We start from the raw sequence: 18,187 nt of genomic DNA, 5'->3' as shown, positions 1-18,187 counted from the left end.
GCAGTGTTGTCATTGCTGAGCGCTGCGTTATTCATCGTCATATTGTGGGCCGGCATAGTTATCAAAGCGCGACCACTGCCCGTTAAAGGTTAAACGAACGGAACCAATCGGGCCGTTACGCTGTTTCCCCAGAATGATTTCAGCGATGCCTTTCAGGTCGCTGTTCTCGTGATAAACCTCATCACGGTAGATAAACATAATCAGGTCCGCATCCTGCTCGATGGAGCCGGATTCACGCAGATCCGAGTTGACCGGACGCTTATCGGCGCGCTGTTCCAGACTACGGTTAAGCTGCGACAGGGCGACGACAGGAACCTGCAATTCTTTTGCCAGTGCTTTGAGTGAGCGAGATATTTCTGCGATTTCCAGTGTACGGTTATCCGACAGCGACGGCACGCGCATCAATTGCAGGTAGTCGATCATGATCATGCTCAGGCCATCATGTTCACGGAACACGCGGCGAGCACGGGAACGAACGTCGGTTGGCGTCAGGCCGGAAGAGTCATCAATGTACATGTTGCGCTTTTCCAGCAGGATCCCCATGGTACTGGAAATACGCGCCCAGTCTTCATCGTCCAACTGACCCGTACGGATGCGGGTCTGATCCACGCGAGACAGAGACGCGAGCATACGCATCATGATCTGTTCGCCGGGCATCTCGAGACTAAATATCAGTACAGGCTTTTCTTGGGTCATGGCTGCATGTTCACACAGGTTCATCGCAAAGGTGGTTTTCCCCATTGATGGACGCGCTGCCACGATGATTAAGTCAGATTTCTGCAAACCGGCGGTTTTTTTGTTGAGATCCTGATAGCCCGTATCCACACCTGTAACACCATCGTGTGGCTTCTGGTAAAGCTGCTCGATACGGGAAACGGTATCTTCCAGAATACGGTCGATGCTTTTTGGGCCTTGATCTTTGCTAGCGCGGTTTTCGGCGATCTGGAATACGCGGGATTCCGCCAGATCGAGTAGATCCTCGCTGCTGCGACCTTGCGGATCGTAGCCCGCATCGGCGATCTCATTGGCGACGGAGATCATTTCACGCACTACGGCGCGCTCACGCACGATGTCAGCGTAGGCACCAATGTTGGCGGCGCTCGGCGTGTTTTTTGCCAGTTCAGCCAGATAAGCGAAGCCACCGGCAGATTCCAATGAGCCTTGCAGTTCGAGTGATTCGGATAACGTAATCAGGTCGATCGGTTTGCTCATTTCCAGCAAACGATGCATTTCGGTGAAGATCAGGCGGTGGGCGCGGTTATAGAAGTCGTTAGCGACAACACGCTCAGCGACATTATCCCAACGTTCATTGTCGAGCATCAGGCCACCCAATACCGATTGCTCCGCTTCCAGCGAATGTGGCGGAAGTTTCAGACCTTCCATCTGGCGGTCACGAGGCTCATTCGATTTATTGGTGGGTCTTTTCTCTGCCATGAAACGGATTCTTTACCGGTTGATTTGCCATTGGATAAGGGGGCATTGTATATGCCGCACGTCCGAAATAACACAATATACCCGTCATACTTCAAGTTGCATGTGCGTTGGCTACGTTTAGTCGCCTAGGGTATATGTGTTATAGAGAGACGATGAACCTGTCACGATTAAGGAGATAACATGGCAAAACGCATTCAGTTCCGAGCTTATGGTGGCCCAGAGGTTCTGCAATATGGGGATTTCACGCCTGCCGAACCCGCAGCGGGAGAGGTTCAGGTGGAGAATCACGCCATCGGCATTAATTTTATCGATACCTATATTCGCAGCGGCTTGTATCCCGTACCCGATTTGCCTTCCGGATTGGGAACTGAGGCGGCAGGCGTCGTAACGAAAGTCGGCGCGGGTGTTAGCGTGCTGAAAGTCGGCGATCGCGTCGTGTATGCGCAGTCTGGGCTAGGGGCGTATAGCGAGGTGCACAACGTGGTGGCGGAGAAGGTTGCGTTGCTGCCGGACGCTATCAGCTTTGAGCAGGCAGCGGCCTCTTTCCTGAAAGGGCTGACGGTTTACTATCTGCTGCGCCAGACGTATGAGATAAAACCAAATGAAGTCTTCTTGTTCCATGCTGCTGCGGGCGGCGTTGGGTTGATTGCCTGCCAGTGGGCGAAGGCGCTGGGGGCGAAGCTGATCGGGACGGTAGGTTCCGATGAGAAAGCGGAGCGTGCAAAACAGGCGGGCGCTTGGGCAACCATTAATTATCGTACCGAGAATATCGCGCAACGCGTCGCAGAACTGACCGATGGCCAGAAGGTGGCGGTCGTGTATGACTCGGTCGGGAAAGATACCTGGGAAGCCTCTCTCGACAGCCTGCGCCGTCGCGGATTGATGGTCAGTTTCGGTAATGCATCTGGGCCGGTGACCGGTATCAATCTGGGCATTTTGAACCAGAAAGGGTCGCTGTACGTGACCCGTCCTTCACTGTTTGGTTATGTGACAAACCGCGCTGAACTGGAGCAGGCCAGCAACGAACTGTTCTCATTAATTGCCAGCGGGGCGATTACTGTAGACGTGCCGCAGAATCAGACATTCGCACTGGCAGATGCACAAGCTGCCCACCGGGCGCTGGAAAGTCGCGGTACGCAGGGTTCATGCCTGTTGATTCCGGGCTAATGACTTAGGAAGGTTATCGTGCGTGTCGCGGTAACCTTGCCTTTCCTCGTTTGGCCGTGCTTCGGTTTATTTGCCGCATCCTTCCGTAGAAGAAAAGACCGCTGTCCGTAGTCTTACTTATTAACAAAAAAACCAAATCAACATGTTTGTTTTTTAAACACCTCTCTGTAGGATTTGACGAAAAAATAGGCTCCGACGTTCATCCAAATTCTCTGTTTTGCTTGTTGTCTGCATTTCTATACCTCTTCGCTATCTCGATTGTTGTTTTCACAGGTGATGTATTCATCTGCTTTTGAACATACATAAAGAAGGATGCGAATATGAGATCTATCAAACGCCTGCCAATGCCCCCAACCCGAGGTGTTCTCGGGCATGTTGATTACTTAAAACGAAGTGACATCCACTTACAGATGCTGCGGTGGAAAGCGCAATATGGCTGTTTTTTCCGATTAAGGCTGGGGCTTAGTTCAGCGGTAGTGATTGCCGACACGGAATGGATTCGCACCATAATGAAATCCCGTCCCGACGAGTTTCGGCGCATCAGCAGCATTGAATCTGTTTTTCAGGAAGCCGGGTTAAACGGGGTTTTCTCATCTGAAGGGGAACGGTGGGAACTCCAACGAAAACTGACGGAGCCGATGTTTCAGCCCGCCCATCTAAAGTATTTTTACTCCAGCCTCAGGAAGGTTACGTCTCGATTATCTGAGCGTTTTACGATGCTGGCTGAAGCTGGAGAAGCGATTGCTCTGGTAGATGAATTTAAGCGCTATACGGTTGATATCACGTCATTATTGGCTTTTGGCGAAGACGTTAATACCCTCGAACAAGGCGATAACCCGCTATCGCAAAGCTTACGTCACTTATTTCCCATCATTCATGAGCGCTGCGAGTCCCCAATACCCGTATGGCGCTACATCCGGAGGGCGCGAGATAAGCAGTTTGATGCAAGTCTGAACCTGATTCGCGAATATGTTGATGGATTTATTTCTCGCCAGCGGCAACGCATCCAACTGAACCCGCAGTTACTGGAGGCGCCTGAAAATATGCTGCAAGTGATGCTCGCTGAGCAGCAAAAAGACGGGACGCTGAAAGACGACGATATTGTGGCGAATGCGATTACGCTGCTTATTGCAGGGGAGGACACGACGGCGAATACGCTTACCTGGATGAGTTTTTTACTTTGCTCGGCGCCTTCGGTAGAAGAGTGCGTTTTTCAGGAGTGTAAAGAGGCGGCTGAGGGGGTTGGGGCGATCCTTCCGTGGCCGCTGCCGCGTATGGCCTGGCTTACTGCGGTGATGTATGAATCGATGCGGCTTAAGCCCGTCGCGCCGTTGCTGTACCTTGAGCCAACCAGAGACACCGTCATTGATGATTTCCTGATCAAAAAGGGCACGCCTCTACTGCTAATGCTGAATGCGAGCGGATTCAATGACGAGCTATTTCAGCAGCCCTATGATTTCATGCCTGAGCGGTGGCTTGAGCGCGGAAAGGCGGCTTTTTCCGATCTCCAGCCCTTTGGCGGCGGGCCGCGTATGTGCCCCGGACGGTCGCTGGCATTAATGGAGATCAAACTGGGTTTTCACGCGCTGTGTAGCGGGTTTCACGTAGAGGCACTGCAGGTTGCGTCGGCAGTCACCGAGAGCTTTGCTTTTACGGTGACGCCATCAGGTTTTCGCGTGAAGCTACATAAACGCGAGCTGCAACAGTAGTGAGGCTGGTGTGGTGTGAGTCTGCTGAGGTGAAGGTTGTTGCTGAGAAGTAGAACCTGACAATAATACCGACTCGTGAAGAGTCGGTATTATTGCCTGAAAGGCCTTGGCCGTTCTAATTTCATCAGACTGTATGTAGGGTACAGCATGGTGATCGTCACGAAAGTGCCGCTGTGCGGCTATTATTTCCCTGACGATGATGAAATTGTGTGGCTTGTTTGCCACTTAGCATGGTCACCCTTTAAACGGCAATAGGGTGTCAAGCTGTGGCGTCATCCTAGCAGCCAGATCAGGGAAAAAATATCTGCTGGCGCACACTTTTGTACTAAAACAGATCGTATTAAAATAAAGTAGAGCGAATACAAAGTATTACTAAAACAAGGTCGTGTTAAATACGGTATTGCCCGTCATTTTCGCGCGTAATTCAGGTTTTTCCCTTTTCTGGCATTACCACTCATTTCGATTGCGCTGGCGGTAGGTGTCTTTCCGATAGGTATTACGGTGCGAGTCGTATACAGGTCGCCCGCTAAACTTGCGCCATAGCCACACGGCTGCGACAGCTAGAATCAGCCATGGCAACACTTTTATCGCCATAGTAAAAAGCCCACCAATCAGCATAAAAAGGGACGCTACAAACAGTGCTGCAATCACGCCCAGTAGTGACACGCCCGTCAACATCAGCATGATAAAAAAGCCAATAACGAAGAAAATTTCCAACATGGTGCGCTCCTGTAGCGGTTAAACCGCAGAAAAATGAGTCTGCGTGCTACATAAGCTATAACAAGAATCGTGCCAAGATGCGTCGCTGATAAGTGATTGATTTATCAGCGACGCGAGGAAGAGAAAGAAAAGAGTGTTGATGAAAAATACTAACTATTAGTGTTTTTTAAACCAGATTAACCAACGCCAGCGCACGTTCTACCACTGCAGAATCTGCTCCAGGTTTGTGGGCATTCTCGCTCAGGTAGCGTCGCCACTGACGAGCGCCGGGGATGCCCTGAAACATGCCAAGCATATGGCGCGTGATGTGGCCTAAAGAGGCATCGCCAGAGAGTTCACGCTCGATGTAGGGATACATGGATCGTACTACACCAGCCAGATCTTGCGTGGCGGCATCGATACCAAACAGTTCGCGGTCAACCTGCGCCAGAATTCCGGGGTTTTGGTAGGCTTCACGCCCCATCATCACGCCGTCGAGATGCTGCAAATGCATTTTGGCTTCTTCCAGCGTTTTGACACCGCCGTTGATAGCGATAGTCAGTGCTGGGAAATCACGCTTGAGCTGGTAAACACGCGGATAATCTAACGGTGGAATTTCCCTATTCTCTTTCGGGCTAAGGCCCGATAGCCAGGCTTTGCGCGCATGGACGATAAAGGTATCGCACTCGCCGCGTTCGGCTACGGTTTGAATAAATTCGCACAGAAATTCATAGCTGTCTTGATCGTCGATGCCGATGCGGGTTTTCACCGTAATCGGAATTGAGGTACTGTCTTTCATCGCTTTGATACAGTCAGCCACCAGCGCCGCGTCGCCCATCAAGCAGGCGCCGAAACGGCCATTTTGCACACGGTCAGACGGACAACCGACGTTTAGGTTAACTTCATCATAGCCGCGCTGTTCTGCCAGTTTGGCACACTGCGCCAGCGCTTGCGGATCGCTACCGCCGAGTTGCAGCGCCAGCGGATGTTCTTCTTCGCTGTAGGCCAGATAGTCACCTTTTCCGTGAAGAATCGCGCCAGTCGTCACCATTTCTGTATACAACAGCGTCTGGCTAGTCAGCTGGCGAAGGAAGTAACGGCAATGACGATCGGTCCAGTCGAGCATCGGCGCGATGGAAAAGCGGTTAAGGCTAGAGGCGCGAGAGTCGGCGGATATTGTGTTGTTTTTATCTGATTTTACGTCGGTCATGGTTTGTCAGTCATCGTTTCGTGTGTTTCTGGCGGTGTTGTCTGAGGTTATCTTTGCTGGCGTCCGACTATAGCACAGGGAACATGCGCCCCGCATGCGCGATAATCGGAGTTCAATAAATATGAATTATGACGCTATTGGCTACCTATTACGTGTATTGGCTTAGCTGTGTTCGAACACGATTAAATTTGACTGTCGGTAATAAGAACTGAGCGGCATACAGAGATACAATCAGGTAGATATGAGCAGACCTACCAGCAAAGGCTGATAGGTCGTGCAGATATTTATATTAGTTAATGAGAGAAGGTCAGTTTACAGAGCCACGAATCTGTTCAATTCTATTAATTTATGAAAATATCACATCTAACTTCCAGTTTTCCTTACATAATTCAACTAAGTTTAGTTGTCGTCTTTCCAGAACCGACGGTATCCATTCAGACTCATTTAACACTTGAGTTGTTAAAATGTATGATGACACACCACTGCTTCCCACAAAGTACGCTTGTTTTTTACGTGAGAAATCAAAATTTGATGCTTGGGAATTTCGTCTTTGTGTTAAGGGGACAAGATTAGCTAAACGGTGCGTCCATATTTCTCGTTGCTCCTCATCAGGCCAATTAGCTTGCCATTCGCTCCCGTCCTCCACAGTCTGTGGGAGTACATGTTCAATAGTCAAAATAGAGTGATCATATTTTGCAGCTTTATCCGTCAAAAATGAGTCAACGCGTAAAATAATATAATTACGTCTTCGAGCTGTCAGGTAATAAATGTTTCCATCAATTTCTTTAATAAAATCATTTGCTTCCTGAATAGACAAGTTTACTGATTCAATACTGGGGCGTGAAGATGTCTCTAACTCAGTAAGTACTTTTGCATACCGATCAATACGCTCATTAATATTAGCTGAACAAATATGTAATTTTGCAGCTAACCTCTCTAAACGGAACATGAAATCCAAAAAAGCAGAACTATTAGAACCAAATTTAGCTAAGAACTGGATGGCAACTGGTTGCCAATCTGAATTATCTATTCGATTAAGCCAATACAAAATCTGATTAACATTTTCTGCATTCGTAGATGCAACATAGTTGCTATCTCGTACTATCAAGTAAGCATCTGCATAAGGTGAAATTACCTTATCGATCAAAATTTCAGGATCATTTATTTTTGATTGAACATGCTCTTTGAACTCCTCTAATAATACTCGTTTTGCTTTAGTTTTAGCATATATCATTCGAATGTAGGTAAGAAGATCATTTAGCCCACTTCGTCCGGTATTGACTTCAATTTCTTCCCATTTGTCATTGAATATATCGCGTTTTGACTCAATAATTTTACCGATTGCATCAGCCTTTATCAGATCGGACGGTAGTAAATCCATGCCTCGATTATTCAGTACCGAAAATACCCTGAATGCAGACTGCTGACTTGGTGATGTCACTGCCACCAAAAAACAGCGTGTCATCAAAAAAACACCAAAATTGATTAAGGTTTCTGTATTAGAAAATGTCTGCTGTAATTTCTTTTGTAGCAATAAAGCATTCAGTTGAATATTAACTTGCGATTCATTCTCTAATTGGGCAGTGTCAATATTTGCAAGATTTTCAAATTCGAGTGCCTGAACTGTTGTTGCAAAAAACGTCCTATCACGCTGACGCAGCGCTAAACGAGGTTTAGCTGGAATGCCTTGTAGACGTTTGCCCGGCTCTTGAATATAAGAAAAACATTCATCTTTAGCCTCTTTATCGTCAATTAATGAAGTAAGTGCTGCGATTAAAATCGTCAGTGTCGTCAAACGCTGTTGACCATCAATGACTTGGGAATGAGGTTTGTTCTCTTGCTTGATGAGTACAATGCTACCAAGAAAGTAACTTTCTTCTTTTTCGTAGTGATAAAAATCGTTCAAATCATCAAACAACTCGCCAGCCTCTTCGGGTGTCCAAGCATACGGTCGTTGATAAGGTGGTATTTCATAGTCAAAATCTGAACTGAATATTTTAGATAGGGAATATTCAGCACCTGTAATATTTTTTGACATCCTATAATCCTTTATCGATATGGTTTTTTTGACTTTATGAGTACTAAGTAATGTATATTGATCCGGCCAAATCTTTACCATCTTGTTAAAGTATAAGGCAATTTAAAAGTGAAGAATCTGTATTTATGTCATGGGTAATTATTTAATAAAAATACCAGTAAATTACGCTCCTAGCACTAAGTATTTTGTCAGATTAAGTATGAGATTAGTAAAAATATCATCAGCCAAACTCTGATTTAATAAATATGTTAATAAATTTATTGATGCTCCATTATTTGGTGTCAGAGACTTGTCCATCACCAATTTCTATCAGGCGAAGATCACCAGAAACGTTTTCAGTCATATCAATCGAGAAAAGGGTGAACTGATATTCTGTGCTATTTCAACAACAAGATCAGGAACAATGTCGTCAGAAGAATACACGTTATTTCTAAATAAAAATAGCGTCTTTCACTGGTTTTTATAATATCTTCAACCTTCCTTAGGCTAATTTCTTCCTCAATGTTTCCACGAAATTTTTTAATAGAGGATATTATTTCTTGGATCTCTTCAGCATTTGTAGCGATAGAGACTCTGGATGTGGTTAGCGATTTAACATAGTCTTTAACGAAATAAGCAGGCCATTTTAGCTGGTTAATAATCTGCTCGAAGCCATCACCTTCTTTTAGGAAAAGTGTGTCCGGCGTGTATTTCTCACATGATTTATACCATCCCGTAATATGATGGTTTGAGAGGTAGTCTTCTAAGGATACGAGCATGTTACGGCCATTTTGATCCACCGCATTGCTCAAACTCTTATACTCATCCGATTTGAGCATCCTGCCTCGCCAAATGACAGGTGCGTTCAGTTCAAAGCCTTTTGAAAATTTGTCTTTTCCATTGGATGCATGTTGTGTGGATAACAATAGACACGATAAGCCACTTTCTTTCGCAGAATGATATTCCGCCTCAAAAATCTCATCCGCTTTTGAACTATCGAAGTAATCACTGGGGTAAATTATATTCATGTAAATGATCTCAAAAGAAAAAGGATGACATTGAAATTTAAAATAACGTATCACATATCTTATTCTGCTGGTGGTCAACAGCGCTTTTCATTTGAAGACGTCCTCTGGATAAATCAATGCAGCTCAACTTCCCAGTCTTCATAAGGGGGTTCAACGGTGAAACTGGGGTCGCAGTATTGTCGTAAATAGTCTGTAGCTCGTTTTTCGGCATATTTGGCGTTCAGTACGTTGCCATCTTCATCCAGCTCTAACACATTGGCGTAGATCGCGAAGACCTGTTCAAACGCGCTGGGCTCTTCACCGTACAGTGAAAGGTAATCAATGCCTTCGAGCGTATTTTGGGTACCGCTAGCCATGAAATAGGCGAAGGTTCTTAATGCGCTGCTAAAACTGTGGCTTAATTTCATGGTAATTTGCTTCCGTTATTGACTACGTTGCGCATCCTCAACGAGATTGATGAATAAACGCGGTAGCACGCTGATTTATCACGAAGGAAATACTTTAGCGGTTTAAGGGTATGAGATACAGCCGGTATCAGGAACGAAAAAACAAAGGGAGCAAACTGTTGGCTTGCTCCCTTGATAAGGTCGATGAGAACGCTTATGCGGCTGCGCGGTTTACCATCTGTGTCAGCACCTTGCGCCACGTTTCTACCTGACCGAGGTAGTTTGCCGCTGGGATTTGCTGGAAGTTCCCGTTGGCATCTTCTAGCGCAAACGTGGGGAAGCCTTGTCCGCGCACTTTCGCCAGTAATTCTCGGCTGGCGTTGATATGCTTGGACAGCGCTTCTGCCTGAATAAAGGCGAATTCCGTGCAGAAGGCGTCGCCATCCAGACCGATTTCTTCCGCACACTGACGCAGCACGGCGGCATCGACGATTTTAAGTCCGGAAACGTAGTGCGCCCGCTCAATCTGGTGCAACATCTCCATGCCTTTGTCATCCATCGCTTCCGCAGCGAGCACGGCAGCCGTCGGCGGCGCGGAATCCAGTACAACGCTAGTGTCGCGCAGCAGCCCTTCGTAATAATCTTCCCCGAAAGTTTGCCCGGTCAATTGCGCTATACGGCGATCGTGCGGGATCACATAATCGTGCCACTCTGGGGTGATGGTTCGGCTATTGCTGCCCGTCATCATACCGCCGCCGTGGAGGATCAGTTCCAACCCGTCGATTTCCTGCGCCGCTAGCGCGAGTGGGGCGGCGCCGTAGCACCAGCCGCACAAGGGATCGTAAATGTAATGCAGTCTTACTGTGGCCACTTCATTTCACCTTTCAGGACCTGGGCACTCAGTTCAAGGCCAGATTCTTCCTTCAGTGTCGGATAATGTTTCTTCATTGCGGCGATCAGCTCGGCAGAATCTTTACTTTTCGCCAGCTCTTTTTCCACCGTATCCAGATATTGCAGCGTGAACGTCACGTTCTTCAAGGTGTAATCCGTTGGCGCGATGAAATGGCCCGGTACGACGGTGGTCGGCTTCAGCGCTTCAATAGATTTCAGCGTTTCACGCCAGTGAACGCGAGATTCTGGCGTTTGGGTATCAGCAAGCCAGACGTGGATGTTCGCAGACACGGGAATACCGCCGACAACGGCTTTCAGCGACGGGATCCAGACGAAAGTCCGATCCGGCGTTGGCCCTTTCAACCCTTTCACTTCCAGTTTTTTGCCGTCAACGGTAAAGCTATCGCCTGCCAGTAGTTGAGGAACGACGATTTCTTTCGGCGCGTTTTCTTTCAGAACGGGGCCCCAGTGTGCCACTTTGCCGTCTTTGCTCGCATTGATGGCGTCGATGGTTGCTTGGGTCGCAACAATTTTAGCGTCTGGGAATGCGGCTTTGATCACGTCCAGACCGAAGTAGTAGTCAGGGTCGGAGTGGCTGATATAGACGGTGGTCAGTTTTTTGCCGGTGGCTTTGATGCGATCAACCAGCGTTTGGGCATCGTTACGCTGGAACTGGGCATCGATCAGGGCGACTTCTTTATCGCCGCTGATAATTTCAGAGGAAACGGGGAATACACTGGCTTCACCTGGATTAAACACATCGATTTTTAACTCAGCGGCGTTAGCAACAGACGCCAGGCCCAGCGATGCAGCGAGTAAAGATACGGTAAAAGCGATAGATTTAGACATGGTGATACTCCACGGGTATGACAGAAAGTGGCTTCATGTTATGTTGCATTAATCGTACGAAAAACCGCAAAAATGGCAATTGTTTGTTGCATAAAACGGACTAATTTATGGATCGCATTACGGCTGCTGAAGTGTTTGTGACTATTATAGACCGCGGTAGCATGATTGCGGCGGCAGAGACGCTAGACATGTCTCGGGCGATGGTGACACGCTATCTAGCGGAAATGGAGGCATGGGCAGGGGCGCGATTATTACATCGCACCACGCGCAAGCTGAGTCTGACGGATGCGGGTGAAAAAACGCTGGTGCGCTGCCGGGAGATGCTGGCGCTGACGGCGGACATGCGCGTCGAGGCCAATACCGATGATGCCACGCTAAGCGGCTTGTTGCGTCTCAGTTGCTCGCAGTCGCTGGCGCAGGGGGCTCTCGGTATAGCGATAACCGCTTTCCTACGACGCCATCCTCGGGTCGCTATCGATCTGCAAATGAATAATCGATCGGTGAATCTGGTCGAGGAACGTATCGATCTGGCGCTGCGCATTACCAACGAGTTGGATCCCAATCTGATCGCTCGACCGCTGGCAAACTGTGAGTCAGTATTGTGTGCTTCCCCCTCTTATCTGAATGAGCACGGTATTCCACGACAGCTGACTGACCTCTCTATCCATAACTGCCTGACCTACACCTATTTTGGCAAAAGCCTGTGGCATTTTTCCCGTGGTGATGAAAAATTTACGATACCGGTAAGCGGAAACCTCAGTGGCAATGAATCGCTGGTGCTGCTGTCGGGCGCGTTGGAAGGCGCAGGGATTGCGCTGCAACCGCGCTATTCTGTGACGTCTTATCTCGCCAGTGGGCAGTTGGTGGCGCTGTTACCGGAATATCGTCCACAGATGATGGGGATTTATGGCATCTACACGTCACGCCGTCAGATGCCAACCGCGCTGCGTACTCTGTTGGATTTTCTGGTGGAATGGTTTGCTCACGATCCGCGCTGGCGGGGGTTAACACAGTGATAAGTGAGCAAATCAAGATCGGATCGTCACTGCTGCAAAACCTGTTCTAGACGCGAAGGCACGCCTGCGGCGTACTGTTTAAGTTGATCAATGACAGTATCGACCAGTGACGAAGCCGGGCGGTGCAGAGGACGAATCAGGCTGACGGTAAAAGGCACATCAATACTAAAAGGCCGCACGACCACGCCAGACACCGCGTAATCCAACGCAGTGAGTGGATTGACGATCGAAAGCCCAATACCCGCCCGTACCATTGCACACACCGACGCTGCGCTGTGGGTTTCCAGCACCATCCGGCGCGACACGCCCTGTTCCTGAAACAGCGTGTCTAGCAACTGGCGATAGCTGTCGGCGCTCGACAGGCTAATAAAAGGTTCATTGGCAAAATCCTGCGGCGTAAGCACGGATTTTTGCGCCAGCGGATGCCCGACAGGCAGCACGCAGACTTCATTTAACAGCATCAATGTTTGTCGTTCTGTACCGGCTGGCGTGAGGCTATTTTCCGTTAAGCCTAGATCGTGACGCTGCGCGGACAGCCACTCTTCCAGCAGTGGCGAATCCTGCGGAATAATGTGCAGATTAAGCAGTGGGTAGCGCACTAGCAGCGGCTTGCAGGCATCAGGCAGTAGCGACTGTGAGAACACGGGCAGACAGGCGATAGAAAGCTGAGCCTGCTGAAAACGGCGAATATCGCTGGCGGCGTTGATGATCCGATCTAATCCATAATAAGAACGCTGCACTTCTTCAAACAGCTGTAACCCCTGTGCTGTCGGGTAAAGCCTGCCGCGCAGCCGCTCGAACAGCGTCATCTGAATCAGTTTCTCAAAGCGCGCCAGCTCGCGGCTAACGGTCGGCTGCGACGTGTTCAGCAACGCGGCTGCTTCCGTCAAATTACCCGTGGTCATGACCGCATGGAAAATCTCGATGTGTCGTAAGGATATTGCTGCCATATCGCCTCCTCGATTCATTGAGATAAACCATATCAGAAATGAATAAAGTCTGCCTAAAACGATATTTGTTTACCTTTAAGGTTATTTTTATAGTGATGTTCAATCACGCTTAACCCTGTAAATCGGTAATTATTTATGCCTCATGATCTGAATGACGTAACACACGCTCTCAACGCGCAAAGTTTGCGTGAACTGCCTGTCCGTTTTGGCTGCCCGGTGTGGGCCTATGACGCCCAGACTATCGTTAATCGCATCACCCAACTGCGCCAATTCGATACGATTCGCTTCGCACAGAAGGCGTGTTCCAACACGCACATTTTGCGCCTGATGCATGAGCAAGGTGTGAAAGTCGATTCGGTATCGCTGGGGGAAATTGAACGGGCTCTGATCGCAGGATTTGTGCCGGGCACCGATGCTCACGAGATCGTCTTTACTGCCGATCTGCTGGATCGCCCGACGCTGCAACGTGTTTCCGAATTGAACATTCCGGTGAACGCCGGTTCGGTCGATATGCTGGAACAGCTTGGGCAGCAGTCGCCGGGGCATCCGGTGTGGCTGCGCGTGAATCCGGGTTTTGGTCATGGTCATAGCCAGAAAACTAACACCGGTGGCGAGAACAGTAAGCACGGTATTTGGTACGGCGATTTGCCGCTGGCGTTGGCGCACATTCAGCGCTATCAGCTGAAGCTGGTGGGAATTCACATGCATATTGGCTCTGGCGTCGATTACGGCCATCTGGAGCAGGTGTGCGAGGCGATGGTGCAGCAGGTCGTTGAGCTGGGTCAGGATATCGAGGCGATTTCAGCGGGCGGCGGGCTGTCGATTCCGTATCGTCACGGTGAAGAAGCGATTGATACTGAACACTATTACGGGCTGTGGAACGCGGCGCGTGAGAAAATTGCTGCGCATCTCGGTCATCCCATTACGCTGGAAATTGAGCCAGGGCGTTTCCTGGTCGCTGAATCTGGCGTGCTGGTAGCGGAAGTTCGAGCGATAAAATCCATGGGCAGCCGCCACTTTGTACTGGTTGATGCTGGGTTTAACGATTTGATGCGTCCGGCGATGTACGGCAGCTATCACCATGTTTCTCTGTTGTCGGGCGATGGCCGCGATATCAGCCAGTCCACGTTGCGCGACAGTGTGATTGCGGGGCCGCTGTGTGAATCCGGCGATGTGTTTACCCAGCAGGCGGGCGGTGGCGTGGAAACTTTCTCGTTGCCGGATGCGCAAGTTGGCGACTATCTGGTCTTCCATGACACCGGTGCGTACGGTGCATCTATGTCCTCTAACTACAACAGCCGTCCGTTGCTGCCAGAGGTACTGTTTGAAAATGGCGAACCGCGCTTGATCCGCCGTCGCCAAACGCTGGAAGAGCTGCTGGCGCTGGAAGCGCTTTAATCGACATGGTTCGACTGTGTCGGGGGAAAGGCGTCCTGCTTTTCCCCTGAACGTGGTGCATGACGCAGATTATTCCCTTGTCGGTTGAACCTGATGCGCCAGCCGAACGTCATCCCTGCGGCGGACAGCAGAATCGCAACCGCTCCGGCAAGCTGCATCCCATCCAGTTTATGTCCAAAGGCTGCCCAGTCGACCAGCGCCGCAATGACGGGATAGATAAACGACAGTGCGCCAACCAGCGCGGTCGGGATCTTCTGGATCGCGCTGTATAACAGTGTCGACATCAGGCCGGTATGGATCACGCCGATAGCCACGAGAATTCCCCATTGCGACACTGTCGGAGAGGTGGAAATAGCGGCAAAGGGGGCAAGAACAACAACGCCAACGAGTAGCTGTATCAGCACAAGCACGTGCGGCGGGATCCCTGAGAGCTTTTTCGTAATGGCGGCTGCTACGGCATAAAAAAATGCCGCACCCAGTGCCATCAGTACGCCAGACAGATAGTCTTTGTCATCGCTGTCAGCCCCTGTTTGAGCGCTGACGATCAGGACGATGCCGCCAAAGGCGCACAGTAGCCAGCAGGTTTTGTTGAGGGTCAGTGTTTCCCTGAAAAAGATCGCGCCAAGTCCCACCAGCATAAAGGGCTGCGTGTGATAAACCACGGTGGCGACGGCAATAGACGCCTGTGAGTAAGCGCCAAACAGCAACGTCCAGTTGAGTACCAGCGCCAGGCCGCCGAGTACGGCAATGCCGGTCTGCTTCCTGTTAATGATGCCTCGCCGCAATAAGCCCAATAGCCCGCATACCACCAGCATCGTCAATGCGCCGAACGCGCAGCGCCAGAAAACCACTGTCATCGCGGGTTGCCCTGCCGTCAGGACGAACCAGCCAACCGTACCGGAAATGATCATCGCGATAGCCATTTCTATCGTGCCGCGAGTCTGTGGTGTCATCTTTTTCCTGCCTGTCAGTGTGAAAAAATCAGTGCGAGAGTGCTGTTATATCGAACGAAATTTTTTATAATGAACAATAGAGTGAAATAATGAACACGAATCGATTGTTCGTCAAGTCGAACAATCGGCCGTTATGGTGAACGATATGATGATTGATAATCAGGAAAATAGCGCACAAGAGGGTATGCAGGTCGCTACGCCTATCGCACGGCTGGCTGTCTCTATCCGGCGTGAGCGTGAGCGGTTAAACCTGTCAGTAACCGAGCTGGCAAAGCGTGCGGGGCTGGCTAAATCAACCCTTTCGCAACTGGAAAGTGGAATCGGTAACCCGAGTTTGGAAACGCTCTGGGCGCTGGCGATGGCGCTCGATGTGCAGGTGAGCCAGCTGATTGGGCAACCTCGCCAGCATGTGCAGGTGATTCGGGCTAACGAGGGGGCGGCGACCTATTCAGAGCAGGCAAACTATGCCGCGACGCTGCTGGCCGCGTGTCCGGCTGGCGTGCAGCGTGATATTTATCGGCTTAAAGTGCAGCCGGGCGAGGTCAGACTCTCCCAGCCGCACAAACCGGGAACGATAGAGCATGTGATTCTGGGCCACGGTCGCGCCAGAATCGGGCCTGTTGCACAGCCCATTGAACTCAGCGCGGGGGATTACATCAGCTATTCCGCTGATGTGCCGCACCTGTTTGACGCGCTGGAGGCGGACACGACAGCGGTAATGTTGATTGAACACGGCTGATAACACGGAGAAGGCGATCGGTTTTACCGCGAGTTTTGCTGTCCGTAATACGGCCCTTTCTGTACCGATTCGCGCAGCTTAAGTTCGCCGGTAAAAGGTTGCAGCGGTTTGACGTCTTTGCCTGCAATCAGATCCAGCACTTGCGTAATCGCGGTAGCGGCCATTTCTTCAATCGGCATATAGACGGTGGAAAGTGAAGGGTGCAGGTAGGTCGCGCAGGGTTCATCGTCAAAGCCGAAGACGGAGACATCCTGCGGCAATCTTTTCCCCGCTTCGTATAGCGCTTTCATCGCGCCAATCGCCATATCATCGTTGCTGACGAACAGCGCGCTAAAGCTGATGCCGTTATCCAGCAACTGGCGTGCGGCCTGATAGCCACTGGCGACCATGCTGGTTCCGTGCGCCACCCGGCGCGGGTCAACGTCGATCTGGTGGTCGATTAATGCCTGCTGATAGCCCGCGAGGCGTGCTCGTGCCGTCGGCGTTTGCATCGGTGCGGTAATGCAGGCGATTTCGCGATGGCCTTGTTCGATCAGGTAATTCACCACGTCAAACGCGGCCTGCTGCTGGCGGAAGAAAATACAGCGTTCCCGCGCCTGCGGCAGATCGCGATTCATCACCATGATTGGAATGGTCTGCGTGTTGAGCAATGTCATGAGATCCGCTTCGGACATATAGCGGGTGTAGAGAATAATGGCGTCACACTGTCTGTCAGACAGAAGTTGCACCGCGCGCATTTCGTCTTCGGGCGTATCGTGCCCGTCGGTGACGATCAGGTGCTTCCCGCTGCTTTCCGTTATCTCTGCGGCACGACGTAGCAGGCGGCCAAAATAGGGGCCGTCAAAATTGGAGATAACGAGACCGATGCTGTTTGAGGTACGGCGAGCCAGCGAACGCGCCAGAAAATTAGGGCGGTAGCCGAGCTCATCCATTGCCTGAAATACTGCATCGCGCGTTGCCTGTTTGACCTGGCCGATGCCGTTTAGCACTCTGGACACGGTCGCTTTGGACACGCCTGCGCGTTTCGCCACTTCAAGCATGGTTTTCATGGCTGCACCTTAATTGAGTATGATGACGGGCTGAAAAAGCCAATCCATCCTTGTTACGAACATCATGCGACATGATACCACAGGCATATTGTCGGATTTAACGGCTGATGCTCGTTTCTCAACCCGATTTTTGTCAGTTTTGTGATGTAGCCATTTCTCGCCGTAACAAGACAATCTCTTCCGCCAAATCCCGGCATAGCATGGCGGTCATCAGATGATCCTGCGCATGTACCATGATCAGGTTGACGGGCACCTTTCCTTCTCCTTCATCCAAACCGATTAGCCGTGTTTGAACGCGGTGAGCGGCACGCGCCGTCTCTTGTGACGCGGCAAGCAGCGCGTCGGCCTGTTGCCACTCTCGCTGACGCGCGGCCTGAATTGCCATCATGGCGTTTGAGCGGGCTTCACCCGCGTTGATCAGCAACTCCATCACGGTTTGTTCCATATCGAATTCAGGGAGGTTCTCTGTGTCTTTCATCGTAGGTTTCCTTATCGCGGTCAGGAAAACAGCCTAAGTTGGCTGAGAATTTATGTAGCTAAGAATTTATATAGCCAAACGCTTATGGTATGCCAAAAATCACATTTTCATCATATTGGAATTCCAATATTGTCTTGTGAGAATCATGTCACAGAAAAATAATTCATTATGGTTGATTTTTGGTATGCCAAACGCGAAAGCGCGGTACCTGCAT

At 50.0% G+C, this 18,187-nt stretch carries 17 protein-coding genes; 5 read left to right on the top strand and 12 right to left on the bottom strand.

Features of this window, described 5'->3' with window-relative positions:
• Positions 1 to 27 precede the first annotated feature (27 nt).
• Positions 28 to 1,434, bottom strand: coding sequence for a replicative DNA helicase (gene dnaB / locus GZ59_RS17785; protein ID WP_039293518.1), 1,407 nt, complete (start codon positions 1,432 to 1,434; stop codon positions 28 to 30).
• 180 nt (positions 1,435 to 1,614) lie between these two features.
• On the opposite strand from dnaB, the gene GZ59_RS17780 reads away from it, so the two are divergent.
• Both GZ59_RS17780 and GZ59_RS17775 read left to right on the top strand, forming a co-directional pair.
• A complete protein-coding gene (locus tag GZ59_RS17780; RefSeq protein WP_039293515.1) occupies positions 1,615 to 2,601 on the top strand; it encodes a quinone oxidoreductase in 987 nt (328 codons plus the stop codon).
• A gap of 320 nt (positions 2,602 to 2,921) precedes the next feature.
• Positions 2,922 to 4,310 carry a cytochrome P450 gene (locus tag GZ59_RS17775; protein ID WP_039293513.1) on the top strand — a complete coding sequence of 463 codons (1,389 nt, stop codon included), beginning with the start codon at positions 2,922 to 2,924 and terminating at the stop codon, positions 4,308 to 4,310.
• 447 nt (positions 4,311 to 4,757) lie between these two features.
• Here GZ59_RS17775 and pspG read toward each other — a convergent pair whose 3' ends face one another.
• From pspG to GZ59_RS17740, 7 genes are all read right to left on the bottom strand, one after another.
• Positions 4,758 to 5,030, bottom strand: a complete 273-nt coding sequence (gene pspG, locus GZ59_RS17770; RefSeq protein ID WP_011095161.1) for an envelope stress response protein PspG — start codon at positions 5,028 to 5,030, stop codon at positions 4,758 to 4,760.
• A 166-nt stretch (positions 5,031 to 5,196) separates the two neighbouring features.
• A complete protein-coding gene (gene dusA / locus GZ59_RS17765) occupies positions 5,197 to 6,219 on the bottom strand; it encodes a tRNA dihydrouridine(20/20a) synthase DusA (protein ID WP_011095160.1) in 1,023 nt (340 codons plus the stop codon).
• 346 nt (positions 6,220 to 6,565) lie between these two features.
• On the bottom strand, positions 6,566 to 8,257 hold the full coding sequence (locus GZ59_RS17760) for a DUF262 domain-containing protein (RefSeq protein ID WP_011095159.1): 1,692 nt from the start codon (positions 8,255 to 8,257) through the stop codon (positions 6,566 to 6,568).
• 377 nt (positions 8,258 to 8,634) lie between these two features.
• Entirely contained in the window at positions 8,635 to 9,264 is a 630-nt protein-coding gene (locus tag GZ59_RS17755) for a hypothetical protein (protein WP_226302302.1), read from the bottom strand.
• A gap of 113 nt (positions 9,265 to 9,377) precedes the next feature.
• Complete coding sequence (locus tag GZ59_RS17750) at positions 9,378 to 9,671, bottom strand: DUF7677 family protein (RefSeq protein ID WP_010279195.1); 294 nt, start codon at positions 9,669 to 9,671, stop codon at positions 9,378 to 9,380.
• Positions 9,672 to 9,864: 193 nt separating this feature from the next.
• On the bottom strand, positions 9,865 to 10,521 hold the full coding sequence (locus tag GZ59_RS17745) for a DsbA family protein (protein ID WP_011095157.1): 657 nt from the start codon (positions 10,519 to 10,521) through the stop codon (positions 9,865 to 9,867).
• Positions 10,509 to 11,390 carry an MBL fold metallo-hydrolase gene (locus tag GZ59_RS17740; RefSeq protein WP_011095156.1) on the bottom strand — a complete coding sequence of 294 codons (882 nt, stop codon included), beginning with the start codon at positions 11,388 to 11,390 and terminating at the stop codon, positions 10,509 to 10,511. Before GZ59_RS17740 ends, GZ59_RS17745 begins: the two co-directional genes overlap by 13 nt.
• Before the next feature lie 107 nt (positions 11,391 to 11,497).
• On the opposite strand from GZ59_RS17740, the gene GZ59_RS17735 reads away from it, so the two are divergent.
• Positions 11,498 to 12,406 (top strand): LysR family transcriptional regulator, encoded by a 909-nt coding sequence (locus GZ59_RS17735; RefSeq protein ID WP_011095155.1) that lies wholly within the window; start codon positions 11,498 to 11,500, stop codon positions 12,404 to 12,406.
• A 26-nt stretch (positions 12,407 to 12,432) separates the two neighbouring features.
• Here the strand turns inward: GZ59_RS17735 and GZ59_RS17730 are convergent, their stop codons facing one another.
• A complete protein-coding gene (locus GZ59_RS17730; RefSeq protein WP_011095154.1) occupies positions 12,433 to 13,356 on the bottom strand; it encodes a LysR family transcriptional regulator in 924 nt (307 codons plus the stop codon).
• Positions 13,357 to 13,491: 135 nt separating this feature from the next.
• Between GZ59_RS17730 and lysA the strand changes: the two genes are divergently transcribed.
• A complete protein-coding gene (gene lysA / locus GZ59_RS17725) occupies positions 13,492 to 14,754 on the top strand; it encodes a diaminopimelate decarboxylase (RefSeq protein WP_011095153.1) in 1,263 nt (420 codons plus the stop codon).
• On the opposite strand, the gene GZ59_RS17720 is transcribed toward lysA, so the two are convergent.
• Positions 14,751 to 15,707 carry a DMT family transporter gene (locus GZ59_RS17720; RefSeq protein WP_011095152.1) on the bottom strand — a complete coding sequence of 319 codons (957 nt, stop codon included), beginning with the start codon at positions 15,705 to 15,707 and terminating at the stop codon, positions 14,751 to 14,753. The genes lysA and GZ59_RS17720 overlap by 4 nt on opposite strands.
• Positions 15,708 to 15,855: 148 nt before the next feature.
• Between GZ59_RS17720 and GZ59_RS17715 the strand changes: the two genes are divergently transcribed.
• Positions 15,856 to 16,446, top strand: a complete 591-nt coding sequence (locus GZ59_RS17715) for a helix-turn-helix domain-containing protein (RefSeq protein WP_039295241.1) — start codon at positions 15,856 to 15,858, stop codon at positions 16,444 to 16,446.
• A 23-nt stretch (positions 16,447 to 16,469) separates the two neighbouring features.
• On the opposite strand, the gene GZ59_RS17710 is transcribed toward GZ59_RS17715, so the two are convergent.
• Together GZ59_RS17710 and GZ59_RS17705 are read right to left on the bottom strand one after the other, a co-directional pair.
• Entirely contained in the window at positions 16,470 to 17,495 is a 1,026-nt protein-coding gene (locus GZ59_RS17710) for a LacI family DNA-binding transcriptional regulator (protein ID WP_011095150.1), read from the bottom strand.
• Positions 17,496 to 17,628: 133 nt separating this feature from the next.
• Positions 17,629 to 17,973, bottom strand: a complete 345-nt coding sequence (locus GZ59_RS17705; RefSeq protein WP_011095149.1) for a PTS lactose/cellobiose transporter subunit IIA — start codon at positions 17,971 to 17,973, stop codon at positions 17,629 to 17,631.
• Positions 17,974 to 18,187: the final 214 nt, after the last annotated feature.

This window comes from Pectobacterium atrosepticum (assembly GCF_000740965.1).
Lineage (GTDB): Bacteria > Pseudomonadota > Gammaproteobacteria > Enterobacterales > Enterobacteriaceae > Pectobacterium > Pectobacterium atrosepticum.
Note: the sequence above shows the minus strand (reverse complement) of the source record. Positions and strands in the feature narration are given on the sequence as shown.

What these genes read in the sequence shown, in the direction of transcription:
- dnaB (WP_039293518.1), bottom strand. Translation starts at nt 1,434, where the DNA reads ATGGCAGAGAAAAGACCCACCAATAAATCGAATGAGCCTCGTGACCGC.
- GZ59_RS17780 (WP_039293515.1), top strand. Translation starts at nt 1,615, where the DNA reads ATGGCAAAACGCATTCAGTTCCGAGCTTATGGTGGCCCAGAGGTTCTG.
- GZ59_RS17775 (WP_039293513.1), top strand. Translation starts at nt 2,922, where the DNA reads ATGAGATCTATCAAACGCCTGCCAATGCCCCCAACCCGAGGTGTTCTC.
- pspG (WP_011095161.1), bottom strand. Translation starts at nt 5,030, where the DNA reads ATGTTGGAAATTTTCTTCGTTATTGGCTTTTTTATCATGCTGATGTTG.
- dusA (WP_011095160.1), bottom strand. Translation starts at nt 6,219, where the DNA reads ATGACCGACGTAAAATCAGATAAAAACAACACAATATCCGCCGACTCT.
- GZ59_RS17760 (WP_011095159.1), bottom strand. Translation starts at nt 8,257, where the DNA reads ATGTCAAAAAATATTACAGGTGCTGAATATTCCCTATCTAAAATATTC.
- GZ59_RS17755 (WP_226302302.1), bottom strand. Translation starts at nt 9,264, where the DNA reads ATGAATATAATTTACCCCAGTGATTACTTCGATAGTTCAAAAGCGGAT.
- GZ59_RS17750 (WP_010279195.1), bottom strand. Translation starts at nt 9,671, where the DNA reads ATGAAATTAAGCCACAGTTTTAGCAGCGCATTAAGAACCTTCGCCTAT.
- GZ59_RS17740 (WP_011095156.1), bottom strand. Translation starts at nt 11,390, where the DNA reads ATGTCTAAATCTATCGCTTTTACCGTATCTTTACTCGCTGCATCGCTG.
- GZ59_RS17735 (WP_011095155.1), top strand. Translation starts at nt 11,498, where the DNA reads ATGGATCGCATTACGGCTGCTGAAGTGTTTGTGACTATTATAGACCGC.
- GZ59_RS17730 (WP_011095154.1), bottom strand. Translation starts at nt 13,356, where the DNA reads ATGGCAGCAATATCCTTACGACACATCGAGATTTTCCATGCGGTCATG.
- lysA (WP_011095153.1), top strand. Translation starts at nt 13,492, where the DNA reads ATGCCTCATGATCTGAATGACGTAACACACGCTCTCAACGCGCAAAGT.
- GZ59_RS17720 (WP_011095152.1), bottom strand. Translation starts at nt 15,707, where the DNA reads ATGACACCACAGACTCGCGGCACGATAGAAATGGCTATCGCGATGATC.
- GZ59_RS17715 (WP_039295241.1), top strand. Translation starts at nt 15,856, where the DNA reads ATGATTGATAATCAGGAAAATAGCGCACAAGAGGGTATGCAGGTCGCT.
- GZ59_RS17710 (WP_011095150.1), bottom strand. Translation starts at nt 17,495, where the DNA reads ATGAAAACCATGCTTGAAGTGGCGAAACGCGCAGGCGTGTCCAAAGCG.
- GZ59_RS17705 (WP_011095149.1), bottom strand. Translation starts at nt 17,973, where the DNA reads ATGAAAGACACAGAGAACCTCCCTGAATTCGATATGGAACAAACCGTG.